17 protein-coding genes are annotated in these 16,951 nt (G+C 43.9%); 9 read left to right on the plus strand and 8 right to left on the minus strand.

The features are described from left to right. Nucleotides 1-9: 9 nt before the first annotated feature. Both pepT and pepE read left to right on the plus strand, forming a co-directional pair. The gene (pepT, locus tag ACQEXU_RS09295; RefSeq protein ID WP_427010584.1) at nucleotides 10-1,239 is read left to right on the plus strand and encodes a peptidase T; all 1,230 of its coding nucleotides are present in this window, start codon (nucleotides 10-12) and stop codon (nucleotides 1,237-1,239) included. Between the two features lie 26 nt (nucleotides 1,240-1,265). After that, nucleotides 1,266-1,997, plus strand: coding sequence for a dipeptidase PepE (pepE, locus tag ACQEXU_RS09300; protein WP_427010585.1), 732 nt, complete (start codon nucleotides 1,266-1,268; stop codon nucleotides 1,995-1,997). A 45-nt stretch (nucleotides 1,998-2,042) separates the two neighbouring features. Here the strand turns inward: pepE and ACQEXU_RS09305 are convergent, their stop codons facing one another. Beyond that, complete coding sequence (locus tag ACQEXU_RS09305; RefSeq protein WP_427010586.1) at nucleotides 2,043-2,279, minus strand: DUF2798 domain-containing protein; 237 nt, start codon at nucleotides 2,277-2,279, stop codon at nucleotides 2,043-2,045. A gap of 56 nt (nucleotides 2,280-2,335) precedes the next feature. On the opposite strand from ACQEXU_RS09305, the gene ACQEXU_RS09310 reads away from it, so the two are divergent. The 3 genes from ACQEXU_RS09310 to ACQEXU_RS09320 all read left to right on the plus strand — a co-directional run bounded on the left by ACQEXU_RS09310 (nucleotide 2,336) and on the right by ACQEXU_RS09320 (nucleotide 4,676). Further along, the gene (locus ACQEXU_RS09310; RefSeq protein WP_427010587.1) at nucleotides 2,336-3,247 is read left to right on the plus strand and encodes a LysR family transcriptional regulator; all 912 of its coding nucleotides are present in this window, start codon (nucleotides 2,336-2,338) and stop codon (nucleotides 3,245-3,247) included. Between the two features lie 293 nt (nucleotides 3,248-3,540). Then, nucleotides 3,541-4,350 (plus strand): methyltransferase domain-containing protein, encoded by an 810-nt coding sequence (locus tag ACQEXU_RS09315; RefSeq protein ID WP_427010603.1) that lies wholly within the window; start codon nucleotides 3,541-3,543, stop codon nucleotides 4,348-4,350. Beyond that, the gene (locus ACQEXU_RS09320; RefSeq protein WP_427010588.1) at nucleotides 4,350-4,676 is read left to right on the plus strand and encodes a cupin domain-containing protein; all 327 of its coding nucleotides are present in this window, start codon (nucleotides 4,350-4,352) and stop codon (nucleotides 4,674-4,676) included. The genes ACQEXU_RS09315 and ACQEXU_RS09320 overlap by 1 nt, the downstream gene beginning before the upstream one ends. A gap of 58 nt (nucleotides 4,677-4,734) precedes the next feature. On the opposite strand, the gene ACQEXU_RS09325 is transcribed toward ACQEXU_RS09320, so the two are convergent. Beyond that, a complete protein-coding gene (locus ACQEXU_RS09325; protein ID WP_427010589.1) occupies nucleotides 4,735-5,772 on the minus strand; it encodes a LacI family DNA-binding transcriptional regulator in 1,038 nt (345 codons plus the stop codon). A 249-nt stretch (nucleotides 5,773-6,021) separates the two neighbouring features. On the opposite strand from ACQEXU_RS09325, the gene ACQEXU_RS09330 reads away from it, so the two are divergent. From ACQEXU_RS09330 to ACQEXU_RS09340, 3 genes are read left to right on the plus strand one after another with little or no spacing between them, the layout of a single operon-like run. Further along, on the plus strand, nucleotides 6,022-6,465 hold the full coding sequence (locus ACQEXU_RS09330; protein WP_427010590.1) for a PTS sugar transporter subunit IIA: 444 nt from the start codon (nucleotides 6,022-6,024) through the stop codon (nucleotides 6,463-6,465). Between the two features lie 41 nt (nucleotides 6,466-6,506). Beyond that, entirely contained in the window at nucleotides 6,507-6,794 is a 288-nt protein-coding gene (locus ACQEXU_RS09335) for a PTS sugar transporter subunit IIB (RefSeq protein WP_367990466.1), read from the plus strand. Nucleotides 6,795-6,803: 9 nt separating this feature from the next. Beyond that, nucleotides 6,804-8,060 (plus strand): PTS ascorbate transporter subunit IIC, encoded by a 1,257-nt coding sequence (locus ACQEXU_RS09340; RefSeq protein WP_427010591.1) that lies wholly within the window; start codon nucleotides 6,804-6,806, stop codon nucleotides 8,058-8,060. Nucleotides 8,061-8,113: 53 nt separating this feature from the next. On the opposite strand, the gene ACQEXU_RS09345 is transcribed toward ACQEXU_RS09340, so the two are convergent. Beyond that, nucleotides 8,114-9,193: an MBL fold metallo-hydrolase gene (locus ACQEXU_RS09345; protein ID WP_427010592.1), complete on the minus strand. Its 1,080-nt coding sequence runs from the start codon at nucleotides 9,191-9,193 to the stop codon at nucleotides 8,114-8,116. Nucleotides 9,194-9,304: 111 nt separating this feature from the next. On the opposite strand from ACQEXU_RS09345, the gene ACQEXU_RS09350 reads away from it, so the two are divergent. Further along, the gene (locus tag ACQEXU_RS09350; protein ID WP_427010593.1) at nucleotides 9,305-9,922 is read left to right on the plus strand and encodes a TetR/AcrR family transcriptional regulator; all 618 of its coding nucleotides are present in this window, start codon (nucleotides 9,305-9,307) and stop codon (nucleotides 9,920-9,922) included. A gap of 94 nt (nucleotides 9,923-10,016) precedes the next feature. Here the strand turns inward: ACQEXU_RS09350 and ACQEXU_RS09355 are convergent, their stop codons facing one another. From ACQEXU_RS09355 to ACQEXU_RS09375, 5 genes are all read right to left on the minus strand, one after another. Beyond that, on the minus strand, nucleotides 10,017-10,817 hold the full coding sequence (locus tag ACQEXU_RS09355) for a hypothetical protein (RefSeq protein ID WP_427010594.1): 801 nt from the start codon (nucleotides 10,815-10,817) through the stop codon (nucleotides 10,017-10,019). Between the two features lie 169 nt (nucleotides 10,818-10,986). Continuing rightward, nucleotides 10,987-11,907 carry a hypothetical protein gene (locus tag ACQEXU_RS09360; RefSeq protein ID WP_427010595.1) on the minus strand — a complete coding sequence of 307 codons (921 nt, stop codon included), beginning with the start codon at nucleotides 11,905-11,907 and terminating at the stop codon, nucleotides 10,987-10,989. A gap of 160 nt (nucleotides 11,908-12,067) precedes the next feature. After that, nucleotides 12,068-15,520 carry a toxin VasX gene (locus tag ACQEXU_RS09365; protein ID WP_427010596.1) on the minus strand — a complete coding sequence of 1,151 codons (3,453 nt, stop codon included), beginning with the start codon at nucleotides 15,518-15,520 and terminating at the stop codon, nucleotides 12,068-12,070. After that, a complete protein-coding gene (locus tag ACQEXU_RS09370) occupies nucleotides 15,517-16,398 on the minus strand; it encodes a DUF4123 domain-containing protein (RefSeq protein WP_427010597.1) in 882 nt (293 codons plus the stop codon). The genes ACQEXU_RS09365 and ACQEXU_RS09370 overlap by 4 nt, the downstream gene beginning before the upstream one ends. Continuing rightward, a partial coding sequence (locus ACQEXU_RS09375; RefSeq protein ID WP_427010598.1) for a bacteriophage T4 gp5 trimerisation domain-containing protein occupies nucleotides 16,391-16,951 on the minus strand: 561 nt, incomplete at its 5' end. The genes ACQEXU_RS09375 and ACQEXU_RS09370, both read right to left, overlap by 8 nt.

Raw genomic sequence — 16,951 nt, forward strand, 5'->3', positions numbered from 1 at the left:
GAGGCTTTTATGGATATCGTAGAACGATTCATCAACTATACCGAAATCAATACCACGACGGATCGTGCTAAAGGAGCGGCGGGCATTATGCCCTCCTCTCCGGGGCAGATGGTACTGGCACAAAAACTGGCTGATGAACTGGCCACGTTAGGACTGGAGCAGGTGAATGTCGCTGAAACTGCGATTGTTACCGCGACCTTGCCATCGAATATGGATAAAGACGCGCCGATTGTTTCGTTTTTTGCGCACCTAGATACCAGTGCAGAACAAAGTGCCGACACCAAGGCGCAAATCAAGCCTCACAACAGTGATGCGATTTGTTTAAACAAGGCGCAGGGTATTTACCTGACAGAAGAAGCCTTCCCTGAACTCGCCCAATACCGAGGCGAGGATATTATTGTCACTGATGGTACCAGCTTGCTTGGTGCAGATGATAAAGCCGCCATTGCCGCGATCATGGATGCCATGCAGCACTTTTGCAATAACCCACAAGAGCCACATGGCACCGTGAAGGTGGCATTTGTCCCTGATGAAGAGCAAGGGCTACGTGGAGCAAAAGCGTTTGATGTGGAAGCGTTTGGCGCAGACTTTGGTTTTACCCTCGATTGCTGTGGCATTGGCGAATTTGTTTGTGAGAACTGGAATGCGGGCAATGTCGTTGTGACCTTTACTGGTCAATCTGCGCACCCGATGTCAGCCAAAGGTAAGCTTAAAAACTCACTGCTCATGGCACATAAATTTGTCGCAATGCTGCCTCCGGGTGAAGCGCCTGAATATACTGAAGGCAGGGAAGGGTATTACTGGGTCAAAGAGCTTAAAGGCAATAGTGCGAAAACTGTGCTGAATATGGATGTGCGTGATTTTTCTATTCAGGGCTACCAGAAACGCATGGCCTTTTTACAGCAATTGGCTGAAAGTTGTAATGATCTTTGGGGCGGTGGCGTCGACATTGCGTTGAGTGACCGTTATGAAAATGTCGCGAATAGCTTACAGGGTGAAACGGCTTACGTGGTCGAGATCGCTGAGCAAGCGTATGCGAAAAATAATATTGCGATGAAGCGCGTCCCGATGCGTGGTGGTTATGATGGTGCTGTCTTATCGCAGAAAGGATTGCCGTGCCCTAACTTGTTTACTGGCGCACACAACTTCCACTCGATTTATGAATATTTACCAGTGAAATCACTGCGTGCGGCGAGCGATGTTGTTAAAGACATCATCCGAATCACCAGTGAAAAATAAGAATTGCTGTTTACGGGGAGAAAACCATGAATGTATTGCTGTTTAGTAATGGCAAAGTTGCGGGCAACACATCGTTACTCGAATTTGGTGTGGAATGGGTAGCAGAAGCGATTGAACGTACAGGTGCACGTAAGCTACTTTTTATTCCATTTGCGATGATCCGTGGTCAGTATGATGAACGTTTGGCTCAGCTGAATGATGTGGTTGCACCATTTGGTGCGACGGTGAGTGGTATTCATCAAGCCGAAGACCCCGTTGAAGCGGTTAAAGAAGCGGATGGTTTTATCGTCAGCGGTGGGAATACTTGGGTGCTGAATAAAATGCTGCACGATCAAGGGCTGGTTGGGCCGCTTAGAAATGCGATTTTGCAGCACAATAAGCTTTACATCGGCTGGAGCGCAGGGACAAACATTGCGTGTCCGACTATTCGTACCACTAATGACATGCCAATTGTGTCTGCGGCGATTCTGCCATCACTTAACTTGGTGCCGTTTCAAATTAACCCGCATTACATTGAAGCGAGTATTTCAGGTCACATGGGGGAGACTCGAGATGAACGTATCGAAGAGTTTTTAATCCAGAATCCACATGAGATCGTGGTGGGTATTCCTGAAGGGACAATGCTGAAGGTGCAAGGGGAGGCATTAAGCTATCACACTGCAACTGGTGCGCCTCTAAAACTGTTCAAGCACCAACATGAACCACAGTATTTCCAAAGTGGTGATGACATTCAGGCGTTTATGCAGCATAGCTGCTAAATTGCTAAAGGTGACAAACAAAAACCGAGCACTCGCTCGGTTTTTTTATGCGTGCTCGTTAGTTGTGGGTTGTGCGAGCCACGCTGCGAGTTTGCGAATTTGCGGCAGCACAGTGAGGTTTAAAGCCAATGCGCAAGGCCAAGCTAGGGTAAAGCTCTGTAGCCATACTGCTGGCCATTGGGCGTTGAATCCAAGCTTGTAGCCTGATAATACGCCGGACATCATTACTGCCATTGTGAAGGATGAGAGTAGGGCGGTGAGCCAAAATTGTTTACGGGTCATAAAACACTCCAAGTAGTGATTGCTTTTCAACGCCATCAGAATAAAACTATCCACTAATGAGAAAAATAGTCAGGATTAGAACTGTGAATTCCATATTTGGAAATATTGATGATCTCTACCTGTTTTGCTGTGTGGTTGAAGAAGGCTCGCTACTGGCGGCATCGAAGAAACTCAGTCTTCCGGTTTCTACCATGTCACGCCGCTTATCTGCGTTAGAATCTCGGTTGAATTTACGCTTACTTGAAAAGCAGGGCAGAGAGCTGGTGGCAACGCAAAGTGGTCAACAAGCGTTTGAACAACTGCGCAGCAGCATGGAAGGTATCGAATTGGGCTTTACCCAACTGATGACTCAAAGTTCAGAAGTTACAGGACACATCAAACTGGCGTTGCCGCATAATTTTTACCAAGGCTTTGTGGCTAAGGTGGTGGCAGAGTTTCTCGAACAATACCCAAAAGTTTGTCTGGATTTAGTCTTAAGCCAAGAACAAGTGGTTCCGCAAACGGATCGCGATCTGTTAATGACATTTGATGTGTCAGAGATGGAAGAGATGATTGCTCGGCCTCTGTTTAAAGCGAATCACGGTTTTTACGCTAGCCCTGAATACATTGCGAAATCAGGAGCCATCACAACACTTTCTCAACTTGCGGAACAAGATTGGATTTCGGTGGATCGGGTGACCGATATTCCGGTGTACCAAGATGAAAGCCTGATTGAAGTGATCGCCATTCAACCTAAATTAGTGGTCAATGACATACTGGCAGTAGCGCAAGCTGCCGAAAAAGGGCTTGGGGTAGCGTCTTTACCCTATCGCCATGTATCGAAAACAATGAATTTGGCTCCGGTGTTACCACAGTTCCATCGCAGTGCGCGTCAGGCTTATTTGGTTTACAAAGAACGTCGTTATCAACCAAGAGCTCTCACCTTGTTAATCGACGCGTTGCTTCACGGCGTCAATGAACGTTATTGAATGTTCTTATTTACAGTGTAAACAATCACCACTTTTTCTCACCAGCTCGTCATCTCCTGATGAGCTGGCTTACCTGCTTACCCTTTCAGACAACACGTTTATAAGCCCCCTTCTTGATATTTGTCATTTGCCTCTGAGGAATGACTGTTAGATTGTAAATGATAATCACTAACAATTGATGGTCAGCACATAGGTAATCTGATGGATGGAATCAGCCCTTGTTTCAGAAAGATTGTATGGGCAGCGTTGAGTGTCGCGCTGCTGCTGTTCCTTTTATTTTAGGAGTTCGTCGTATGTCGGAATCGGTTTTGATGCCAGATGCCAATAAAGATCCACGCAAAATGCCGGGTCATTGGATTTTGGCTAAATTAGGGAAAAAAGTACTGCGTCCAGGTGGTCGAGAAATGACGCAAGTCATGCTAGGTGGTCTCAGCATAGGCTTCGATGATCATGTGGTTGAATTTGCGCCGGGGATGGGATTTACCGCGCGTTTATGTCTTCAGCACAATCCCAAACAATACATCGCGATTGAACAAAATGAACAAGCTGCAGCGATTGTCCGTGATTACTTGTCGCCACCAACGCAAACCTGCTTAGTGGGGAACGCGCAGGAGACAGGCTTGGCGCACCACTCTGCGACGATTGTGTATGGTGAAGCTATGCTGACCATGCAATCTGAAGCGAAGAAAAAGGCGATTGTTGACGAAGCCGCGCGGGTACTAAAAGCGAAAGGACGCTATGGCATTCATGAGCTGTGCATTGTGCCAGACAATATTGATGAAGCATTGAAACGCGAGATTCAAAAAGCTATTGCTCAGGCGATACAAGCCCCTGCGAAGCCCATTACCGCAGCCGAATGGAAGACGTGTCTTGCGCAAAGTGGCTTTGAAACCACATTGGAACATGTCGCACCAATGCATTTGCTTGAGCCAAAGCGAATCATTGAAGATGAAGGAGTTGCTGGTGCCCTGAAATTTGCCTTGAATGTTGCACGCTACCCTCAAGAGCGGGCGCGTGTATTGGCAATGAGAAAAGTATTTAACCGCTACCAAGCGAACTTGGCCGCCATTACCTTGGTGGCAGAAAAGAAGGATGAGATGTGATGTTTGAATATACCTTTTATGATGATGTAGCCGATGAAGTCGAGATCCCGCCATCGGGCATCACCAGTCGCGTAGTGCAAAAAGGCGAACGATTAAGAGCGGTGATTTTTGGTTTTGCAGAAGGTGAAGAAATGTCGGAACACACGGCCTCAGTTCCGGCTGTTATTCAAGTATTGCAAGGGGAAGCAACGCTCACATTTGAAGAGGATGTGAAAGAGGTAAAACAAGGCGCCTGGATACATATGAATGCCCATTTACCCCACAGCGTGATCGCAAAAACACCGTTGAAACTGTTAGTTTATTTGCTTAGGCAGCCAAAGGCGTAATTGCGGTATGAGATGACTTCCGTGTACAAGCGATAAAGCAAGGGAGGTAATACCCTCCCTATTTTTCACTTCTCTGAGAGCTGGCGCGTTTTTGCAGCTTAAAGCCCAGATCAATCACTTCATTGTTTAAGGTTTGGTTTTTTATCTGAGCCACCAGCTTAGAAGCTGCTGCTTCTGCCATTGCTTCATAGTTAATTTCTGCACATGACAGGGTAGGGAAAGCGTGGCCGCTGGTGGCTGTGCCATCTAAACAAATAATTGCGATATCGGTAGGCACTTTCAATACACGGCGATGGCATTCAAACAAAGCGCCGATAGCAATATCCTCATGGCTACAGACCAGTGCATCCAATGTTGAATCACGAAGCAGCAGCTTGGCCAATCCTTCCGCTCCAAGTTGCGCTGAAGGTGCTTCATGAGTGGTTAGGAAATGATCTGGCGCTTGGTAGTTATCGATTAGGGCGGTTTGCCATCCTTGCAGCTTACGTTGCAGCAGCGAGTGGTTCCCGCGCGCGCCAATAAAGCCGATATTTTGAAAACCTTGTTCAATCAAATGCTTGGTACAAGTTTTTCCAATTTCAAAGTGATCGGCACCAACACTCATATAACGTGAATTCTGGCTCAGTTCCGCTATTTCCAACACAGGGATTTGGGCATTGCTCAGCAATTGATGGCTCCGCTCACTGTGTTCACTACCAAATAACACCACAGCAGCAGGTCGACTTTCTAAGAAGGTCGCCAACAGGCTCTCTTCTTGCTCCATCGAATAATCGCTGTAGCCGAGCAATAGCTGATAACCAGACTTGTTCAAAGCTTGTTGAAAACTGGGTAGGAAGTGGGCGCAGGATTTTTCTAAAAGCGAGGGCAGGATGAGAGCGATTGAATAGCTTTCAGCAGACGCCAGTGCCCCTGCCGCTTTATTGGGGATATAACCCAATTCATCCACGACCTGTTGTATTTTTTCTCTGAGCTTTTCAGACACCAATTCTGGGGTGCGTAGGGCTCGCGAAACTGTCATGGTTCCCACGCCGGCTTTTTTAGCTACGTCAGCGATGGTTACCTTTCCAGTACTTCTTCGTTTGCGCGTTTCACTCATCGGTTCTTTTAATAATGTTGCGGATTTGTTTGCTGCGACATCTTAGCACAGCCCGAATACTGAGTCGGATAATAACGTAGAAGTGTTAAGCATATCGATATGAAAACCCGTTGATAACCAAAAATGGTAGCGCTATCACAATTAATGATAGCGCTACCAGATAGCGCTATCATTTGTGATCTTATTCAGGTTTTTCTGACGTTTTGATCGATAAAGTATCCAGCAACAACAATCAGCAGGATCAAATCCATGTTACGTGAACTCATTACCAAAGACGTCATTCGAGTCTACCCAGAAGCCGCAGACTGGAAAGAGGCGATCCAAAAATCTTGTCAGGCATTACTGGATCAAAAAGCCATTGAACCAAGTTACATCGAAGCTATTTATCGCTCGCATGAAGAACTGGGCCCTTACTACGTAGTTGGCCCGGGCATGGCAATGCCACACGCTCGTCCTGAAGATGGTGTGAACCGCTTGGCGATGTCGATCACGGTGATCCAACAAGGTGTGGCTTTTGATTCAGACGGGAATGATCCAGTCAAAATGTTGGTCACGCTAGCGGCAACGGACAGTGACAGTCATGTCGGTGCCATTTCCAAATTAGCGGAATTATTTATGAATGATGAGCATGTAGAACAAATCTGCAATGCTCGCACTCCTGAAGATGTCCTTGCGGTCATCGAAAATTACTAAGAAACCTCCCCCCTATATAGAAAAACAAAAGGTATAAGTATATGAAAATTATGGTTGTTTGCGGTCATGGTCTTGGAACCAGCCTGATGATGGAAATGAGCATCAAAGGCATTGTGAAAGAATTGAATGTGGATGCGGCGGTTGATCATATCGATCTCGGCAGTGCAAAAGGCACCGATTGTGACATCTTTATTGGTACCAATGACATTACGGATCAATTGAAGTCATTGGATGTCGAGCCGAAAATCGTCAGTCTTGACAACATGGTTGATAAAAATGCGATGAAAGAGCGTTTATCAGTGGCACTTCAAGAGCTAGGCGCACTTTAAGGGGGCGTTATGGAATTCTTCAGTTTTTTAATGAATGATGTGTTATCAGAACCTGCTGTTTTGGTTGGTCTGATAGCCTTAATTGGCCTTATTGCTCAGAAAAAACCGGTCACTGAATGCATTAAAGGTACGGTGAAAACCATTCTGGGTTTCATCATCCTTGGAGCTGGTGCAGGCCTTGTTGTGAACTCATTGGGTGACTTTGCCACCATTTTCCAACAGGCTTTTGGCATTACGGGCGTAGTACCAAACAACGAAGCCATTGTGTCTATCGCACAAGAAGCATTTGGTAAAGAAATGGCGATGATCATGTTCTTTGCCATGATCGTGAACATCTTGATTGCTCGCTTTACGCCGTGGAAATTCATCTTTTTAACGGGTCACCACACATTGTTTATGTCGATGATGGTGGCCGCTATCCTTTCTTCCAGCGGTATGAAGGGCGTGCCTTTAATCGCTTTAGGCTCAGTGGTTGTTGGTTCGGTGATGGTTTTCTTCCCTGCCATTGCGCACCGTTACATGAAGCAAGTAACAGGCTCAGATGATGTGGCTATTGGTCACTTCTCTACACTTTCCTACGTATTAGCCGGTTTCATTGGCAGCAAGTTTGGTAACAAAGAGCATTCGACCGAAGAGATGAATGTACCAAAGAGCCTTTTGTTCTTGCGTGATACACCGGTTGCTATCTCATTTACCATGGGCATCATTTTTATGGTGACGTGTATCTTCGCAGGTGGTGATTTTGTTCGTGAAGTCAGCGGTGGCAAACACTGGTTTATGTTCGCGTTAATGCAATCCATCACGTTTGCTGGTGGGGTGTATGTGATCCTCCAAGGTGTTCGCATGGTGATCGCAGAGATTGTGCCAGCATTTAAAGGTATCTCAGATAAATTAGTACCTAATGCAAAACCAGCATTAGACTGTCCAGTTGTCTTCCCATACGCACCAAATGCTGTATTGGTTGGCTTCCTATCCAGCTTTGCAGCCGGTCTACTGGGTATGTTCTTGCTCTACGTAATGGGGCTAACGGTGATCATCCCTGGTGTTGTGCCACACTTCTTTGTTGGTGCAGCAGCGGGCGTGTTTGGTAACGCCACCGGCGGCCGCAGAGGCGCAATGCTAGGTGCCTTTGCACAAGGTCTACTGATCACCTTCTTACCTGTATTCCTAATGCCAGTTCTGGGCGATTTAGGCTTCGCCAATACCACTTTCAGTGACGCAGACTTTGGCGCAGTCGGTATTTTGCTTGGTTTGATTGTGCGTTAATTAAATCGTTTAAATAGATAAAGCCGCTCGTTTGAGCGGCTTTTTTGTGCGGGTTATTCAGGCTGCACTTCATTTCGTGCTAAGTCTAAGCTGGCTTTTTCTATGTTTGGTTGCCACCATTTTGTTGCTGAAATCGGTGAGTCCATCATGATTTTCTGACCAAATGCGGGGGTAAGTACGGTGATATCTCGCTCCTTCGCCAGTGCGGAGATTTGCTCTAAAGGCTCATACCACGCGTGCATGGCCAAATCGAAGGTACTGTTGTGGATTGGCACCATGACCTTTCCTCGAACGTCTTGGTGCGCCTGAATGCTCTCTTCCGGCATCATATGGACTGCTTTCCACATTGAGTTATATGCGCCAGCTTCCATTAGCGTGATATCAAACGGCCCGTATTTTTCACCGATGTCTTTAAAACCAGAGAAATAGCCACTGTCACCACTAAAGAACACACGTTGAGTTTTGCCAATAATTGCCCAGCTTGACCACAGAGTTTGGTCGCGATCGAATAAGCCACGACCAGAGAAATGCTGGGAAGGGGTCGAGACAAATTCAATACCGTTAATCAGGGTCGATTGCCACCAATCCAGCTGAACGACCTTTTCTTTTGCAACGCCCCATTTAAGTAAGTGGTCACCAACTTTTAATGGTGTAATAAATGTGCCGACCTTGTTTTTGACTTTCTGAATAGTGTGTTTATCAAGATGGTCATAGTGATCATGACTGATGACCACCACATCAATAAACGGCAGATCTGACTCAGAGATAGGCGCGGGATGAAAGCGCTTCGGCCCTGCCCATTGAACGGGAGAAACGCGTTCACTGAATACTGGGTCAGTGAGGATCTTAGTCTGGTCGATTTGCATTAGAACACTAGAATGGCCGAGTCGGTATAGGTAATTACCGCTTTCTTCGTACCATGTTTCCGGGGCAATGGTATGGACCGAAATCGGTTGTGCTGGGACCGGATCAGTCCGCTTGGTGGTGAGATAGGTTTGGATGATCTTCACCGTGTCGGCAAAACCAGATGAATAGCGTGTTTCACTGTTATAAAACTTGTTCGATTCGGGTGAAGATTTCGCCTGCATTGCCATAATGAGTACTCCAATAATGATCAGAATCCAGAATTTCATATTTACCTCAATAAAAGTAAACTACACGGTGTAGTTTATATCTAAAATTTGAAAAGTAAACTATCCAGTGTAAAATTCGTTCAAAAGCAGGAAACGAATTTTTGAGAAAACATGACTGAGATTAAACTCACCAGAAGTCAGATAAAGCGCGAAGCCATTGTTGAAGCGGCTATTAAAGCGTTCCGAGAGGGCGGAGTACAAGCCACTAGTATGGATAAGTTGGCCACACTTGCGAATGTTTCCAAGCGCACCATCTACAACCATTTCGACAGCAAAGAAGCTTTAGTGCTGCACCTGTTAGCCGAGCTTTGGCGCCGAGCGACAACTGAGAGTGATGTTGAGTACAACCCAGAGCAGTCACTGCACTGCCAGTTGGCTAAGCTGGTGGAAACAGAACTGGAGTTTTTATCTTCCCCTGATTACCTAGATTTAGCGCGTGTTGCGTTTGACTTTTTATTCCGTAACCCTGAAATGCTGCAAGACGAGCTGGATAAACTCATCAAAAAAGAAACGGCTATTTATACGTGGATTATTGCCGCGATTGATGACGGTAAGCTCGCCGATATTGATGCAGATTTCGCAAAAGATCAGCTTCACAGCTTAATTAAAGGCAGCGCCTTCTGGCCACAACTGATGAAGCTAAAAGCCCCTTTAAATAGCGAAGAAAAAACGCATTTAGTCACCGAAACCACCAAGATGTTTATGGCAAGGTATGGAAGCTGTAGTTAGCTGTAGATGATGTTTGGCTAATTCGAATATTCAGGTTTGGATTGGTAGATGATAAAAAGCCGCCACTTAGTCACTAAGTGGCGGCTTTTTGAAGTTATGCGACGAGCTTTCTGAGCGTTTTTAAGTTACCACCTGAAGTATAATGTGCTTCAGCCGCTGCTTTTTGTTTACTTAATTCGGCACTTGGCTTAGCCCATTCTTCTTTGGGTAATGGTTTAGACCACTCATCGACGTTTTCAGGAAACTTTGCCATGGATATTTTGCTATCCCACTCTGAAACCAAGTAAGGTAATTTCCAAAGGCATAAAATATTAAATGCATAGTAGCCAAACATATTAAAGTATGAGGCGGTAGGATCTGACATGCTCATCGCAAATAAAGGTTTAGGTCCATTTTTAAACTTCTGCTTTATCTGGCGGCGATTTTCATCAAATGATTGTCGGTTTTCATCTTCTGCTTTTTGAGCCCAGAATTCGGGTTTTTCTTCCATATAGCAGCGGATAATCTCCCAAGAGCGTTGTCCTTCTTCCATAATCCCTACTGGCCTTTTAAACATCCAGTAATCTTTACCTGCCGAGTCAGGCAATGCTATTCCAAATGTGACATTTGAAACAATGGCACTGCCAGTAAAGCCTTTGTACATGGACACCCATGAGACGGTTTCTTCCCAAGGAACAATAGTTGGTGTTTTACTTCCTTCCTCGAAGTAACAGACCTCTCTGCGTTGTCGATTAAAACGAATAGGTTTCTGACGTGCTTTTTTTAAAGAAGTATTGATTATGGTGTACCAACCAATGAATAGGGGAATCAACAGAATCGAACCGATGATAGGCCCATCATCGCGAACTCCTAAAAGTAATGCTTCAAAAAAGCCGCCGAACCTTTCTTGCATCACGTATGCACCAGCTAAAAATATCAATGCGATTTGTTGTTAGCGGTAATAAGTTACAGGCTTCTGTTTGCAACATATTGTTGGATGTAAAACCATTTAATCAAGCTTTCTGCTAATGCTTTTAACATGAAAAAGCCACTCATTGAGCGGCTTTTTAAGTTGGCCTAAATACCTAGGCCGATTTAGCTTTTTGAGGCTGCATATAACGGCTGCACGCATCCCCAATAGATAGAATAGTATGCCCTTGGGCATACTCATTACGTGCTAGCATATCATTTACATAATTGAGTTGTGCACTTGGCTTTTGCCATTCGCTCTCTGGCAATGTTTCACTCCAAGCCGCAATATCCGTAAAGTTTTCAGCTCTTTGCTTAACTTTACTCATTTCATAGTTAGTACGCCAGATACCTAACATGGTGCCGTTGATATACCACCAAAATCGTGTTGCGCCACTGAGCTCTGCCCTAGTGATATTGTTTGCTTGGCAGTGCTCATCAATAACACCTTCTAGAGTCAAAGGTGAAGGATCGCAAATGTGCTCTGCCCCATCTTCCATAAAGGTGCGAATCGTTTCCCAAATAGAAGCTGCATGGAACTTATCTACGGCGCCAATTTGCAGCGCAGACCAAAAGTTACCGTAGTTTTCTTCATCGTTTGCAGCGATCGTAAGTGAAGCAGAAGATATTACGCCTCCAGTCGTTACCCCACTACTTTGTCCAACCATAGCGCATACTTTTTCCCAAGGCACGATTAGTGTTTCAATTTTTTTGAGGTCACTATTCCAACGAGAAAACAGCACTTCGCGACGCTGGCGGTGGAAACGACAAGGCAATGACTGGGATAACGTTTTACGAGCACCTCGGGCTGCCAGACCGATAATTAACAAACTCAACAGGAGCGGCGTAAGCATGCCAAAAAGACCTGAAGAAAAATCAAATACACTGAAGTGCTTGATCCACTCACCATTTATTAGCACGTCTTTATATGAACTCTGATATAAGCCAGTAAAACCATCAAACATAATATAGAGCGATGTAAAAGAAGCAATACCTATAAAACAGCACATCCACATTAATTGAGTTTGAAAAACCATACCTCCCGCACCACCTAAATCAATGTAATGGTTTTTTTTTCTGACCAACTGGTCACATCGCCTGGCACTCGACAATAGAGTTTTAATCGGTAAAGGGCTGAGTACATTGCTAGACCCGAATGTGTTATCAGTGCGCTGACCAGCGAAAAAAGGAAATGGCTTACTGTTCATTGTCACTCTCAGCTTTATTCATCAATATTTTCAAAGAGGTACTCATTCTGCTCCGTGTTACAGATTGCTCGTCACCCTCTTCGAGCAAGTCTATTTTATACCAATCTTTTTTATCATTAGGGGCAGGATTGTTCAAATCGAGAGTAAAACGTGCTCCTCCCTGTTCCGCAAACAACTTATTACCATATTGTGACGTTACTTCAACCATAAGGTCTAGGTAACGTAAATTTTCTTGTCGTTTAGCGTCTTGAGGCCAATCAAATTCATATAGTGTATTCATTCCGTCGTATATCGTCCGGCTATTACTTATCAACGTACTAGTAATATCTATAGGCTCAATGCTTGATGACGTTTTGACATACCCCGCTAATTTGATCTGCTGAGGTATTACCATTGGAACGACAATGCGTAAGGTTTTTACTCTATGCATAGTCACTTGAGACGCCCAATTACCACTTGCAGACATCAACGTTTTTTTATACGTATTCGTGCTAATTTGAACCTTAGGAGCCTGAGTTGCTTCTAACCATTTCACAAATTGGGTTTCGTAATCCCAGTTTTGATTTATGTAGGTAAACCAAACACCGCTTTTACCCCATACGGATTGACTAACCCAATTCATTATGGGTGTAGACTGTAGATGGTTATAGCCGATTTCACCTAGCAATATTAGAGCAGAAGCAACAAGCATGTACGGGTTAGCCCGAGCTACTACTCCAAACATGTCTTTCGCAGCCTTAGCCCAAGTTATCTGTCTTTGTGCTGCTGACATCGCAATGAGTATGCCCTCAGTGCTAACATATCCAGCAGCACCAGTTTGAATCGTGTCTCCAATCAATGCCGAAGACGCTGCTACTGTTGCCGAAAGATCTCCTTTGCGCCAACTACTGGATAAACGTTTCATTTGTTTAGGAATATCTGTCACAGTAGATGCGACTGTTAGCATGGAAACACCTATCGAGCCCAAAGTAATAACTTTTCCTAAAGCTGCGCTTGTGTTTCGCGTGGAATCAGATATCCAAGTTAATTGGCATCTTACTTTAACGATCTCGACCGTTAATGACATCGCTGACGAAATTAAACCTGTAAAACCAGAGAAGTATTCAAGTCGATCCAATATATCCGCCTTGGATTTTTTTGAGAATGCTTGCTCTGTCTTACTCCAATTCCAAGCATTTAGTACAAAAACGACGAACGATACACTGCCTGAACCAACGGCTCCTTTAAAGCCTTTCCCTTCAGATACTCCATATAAAAGCTCATTAGTTAAAATTTTCTGCCTTATCGTTAGCAGTTGATTAATTTCATCAGCCATAGCACCTGAAGCTTTAATCGTAATATGCGAAGGCAAGTGTGGCTGCCCTGTTTTAGATACTGGTTCTGAATTTGCCGCTAATTTCATCAAGACCTGTTGAGAATCCTCACTTAGCAGTTTTAGTTGTCGATTATAGTCCGCTCTTAGCGCATCTTTTTCAGCTACAGTTAAGCCCTTAGAGGTACTTTCTACTTGGTTGCGTTTGGTGACAATATATTCTGCATTTACCCTTATTGCTTCTAACTTGGCAAACTGTTTGTCAAAGCTTTCAAAGCCGGACAAGTCCCCCACATTAATTTGAACATTGGCATTTTTCTTATGCCCTAATAAAGTAGCAATAATGCCCGGTCTTGCGTGATAGACTAAAGAGTTGGCTTTATCTTGTGACTTAGCAATAGCTTGAGAAAGCTCATTTAACTCTTCCAAAGCTAGTCCTGACAATTTAGAACCAAATTGATCGAATTGAGCTTTTACAGGTTCTGGCATTTCGTTGATTTCAACAAGGTGTTGACCTTTAAGAAAAGCCTTAAAATCTTCTAAACCAGATAAACCGTTTATGGTGCTTTCTGCATTGTCCTTTACACCTTTAATTGGCGCTAAATATTGTATCCATTCATTTATATCTCTATATTTCTTATCGATGGTCCCAAGGTCTTTATAATCACTGACAAATACATGTAAGTTTTGCTCCCCTAAGCCACCGAAATATACATCACGCATTTTTCTTCGATTTTCTGGCTCTTCAGGCTGAATCTCCAACCAATGGTTTTCATGTATCAATCGTTCTACAAAGGCATCTTTGTTCTCTTTGTCATAAACAGGAATTACATCGTAGGCGAAAGGCAATACCGCTACACGATCGTTCTCAATCACATCAGAGTGGCTACGCCATCGCTCAATTTTGAGCTGAGCATCTTTATACCACTCTTCCATATCATCATGCTCGATACGAGCTAAGATTCCCCTGTCACCTAACAAACCACCAAATTCACCTTCAACAACCTTATCATTTTGCCTCTTTACATCATGGAAAAAAGATTCTAACTCTTCCTGAGATATACCAATGTCTTGGGACAACTTATGGTTTTCTAGTCTTTCTTGCTGGTATTTAATAAATTGCTCAGAATTTATTTGCTTCTCAGCGGACACGTAATAAGGTTGATCAGTGGCAAAATCCCAATAAGCTCTTTTCGCTTGCTGATATGACAGGAACCGTTTTTTCAGCTTACTTTCATTAGAAGTGATGTAGCTCTTTAGCTTTTGATTGTTAGTATTCGCGTTGAAATACCTTTCACCCACTTCAATTAGCAGTTTAATTTGAGATGCTGCAAAATATTTAGCTTGATTATTGTCTTGCTTGAACCATTCCGCTTCTATGTTATTCAAGCTAATTCCACAACTTGATAGTTCGGTCATCACACCAATCGGATCTTCTAACAGTAAGATTGCAGAATCTTCTTTGTACTCATAATTAATTTGAGACAGTAATTTTTGTGAGTCATATTGTGTGGGCTTTTCTTTAAGCCAGCACCATTGGTAATCACTTTCGTATTCACTTTGATTTGGTTCACAGTCAGCCAAGTTATCTTTTAGTGCATTGGTAGGCAAAAGATGTTGGGAACCTTTTGTGCAGTCAAAAGTCCCTAAACTACAGCTTTGCATCATCTGTGAACGTAAAGAGCTGGAGTTCAGTAATTGAGATTGAAGTTTGGGGGAGATCTTAGTTGGGCTATATAGAACCTCTAGTTTGCCTTTTCTGTTAACAAATAGTCCTTTTTCTGATTCAAGGTAAACATATTCTTGTCCTGACTTATCAGATTCCAACTTTTGCTGTTCTAGCTTTATTACTTCACCATTCTCTAAGATTTTATATACATAAATTATGTCTTGGCGTTTGCTATGAATGACGTACAAGTAACCACTATCGATTGTGCGAATACCAATAGGACGAAAAGAAATCTTCGATGCTAACTTGCTCGATATCGCACTATGAAGGGGCTTTGATTCCACTAATGCATATCTTGTTGGAATTAGCTGTATTTTACTTTTCTTAAGAGGACAAGTACCCGCAGGGTCTTGAGCATCTTTTGTCTGACCAGTTTTAGCGTCATCATTTGGGTTGCTCATACTTGTTTCTCCTGATCGTATTGCTGTTGTGAGTATTGGTAAGCAAGGTTGGCCGCTGCTTCTACTCTTTGAGATGGTGTTTGTAGTGAAGGTTGCTCTAACAGCTCATGTATATCGGGATGTTGAGCGGTGTCTAAGAAGTTTTCTTCACCTAAGAAGCCGATAATATTGATATACATAAGAAGATCGCGTTCTGTAGTAAATCCTTGGCTGTAGGCAGAATCTGCGTGATAGCGAATCCAAGATTCAGAATTTTTATGGAGTTCAAATTCATGAGAGAACCACTTCATCATGTGGTTTTCTAATTTTTCTATTGTATTGTCCCAAGAGATATCTCCGAGCAAACGCCATTGCTCATCAGATACTTTTAGCTCTTTTTCATAGGGAGGGAGTTCAGAAAAGGGAGATTCCAGATATTGCCACCCTCTACGAGTTGCTATCCATACTTTAGCAGTATGAACCCAAAATTGAGGGGATTGAGTTGAGTAAAATACCCATGCACATTCAGCATTTGCCATTTTTATATAAATTCTACTGCCATAAGGTGATTCGGCGGTGATGATGTTCCTGAAATTCTCACATATTTCTGCAAGTGGGCTAACTGATGAAATAAAGTAACCAGCCAGAGGTTTGTTTAATTTGAAAAACCACTCTTTGACGTATTTTGTGGCTTCAATGACGTAGGGAGAAACGCTAAGTAACTCATTATGCGGAGGTTGCATATATATAGGTTCAAGCTCGATTTGACCTTCTAGTCTATATAAAGCTCTTGCTAGTTCATCAACTTGTGCGCCATCTACTACAAGATATAGCCGCTCTTTTTTTGCTAAATCAAACCTCATATTTGAGCCATTAAAGGTGCTAAGTAGATCATTCATTGTTAGGCTCTTCTTCACATACTTCGCAAACAGGATCTGGACCTTTAAGAGCAGAAATTTGACGGCTTTTTAATAGTGGGCTCATAGACTCTTCACTGGCTGATATTTCGGATAAAGACAACTCCTCTGGCGCAGCCAGCGCTTCTAACCCCATTGGAAGTGCTGCTTCTATGCCGCCGTAACCACTGCCACTGCCTGCGCTGCCGCCTGAGTTCATGTTGATGGCTGGGCCTACAAGGTGTACGCCTGCTGCATCAACTCTCACAAAAGCGCCGCCGGCTTTTATGGTGATTTCACTACCTGCATCTAACACGACTTTGTTGCCACCTTTTAGGTGGACTTCCTCACTGGAATCTATTGCGGTTGTTGCTGCAACTTTTTGATGCAGTGAACCATTGATGTTTACCGTGGCATCTGCGCCGACTTTGCTGCGGCTTTCAGCACCAATCGTGGCGTGCTGATCATTTTTTACCTGGGTAAAGCTGTCATTCTCCACCGTCAGGTGTTTATCGTGCTTAATGTGTGTGGTGTGGTCATTCTTGATTTCTGCATC

The sequence above is a fragment of the Vibrio sp. TRT 21S02 genome (genome assembly GCF_050113675.1).
Classification (GTDB): Bacteria; Pseudomonadota; Gammaproteobacteria; order Enterobacterales; family Vibrionaceae; genus Vibrio.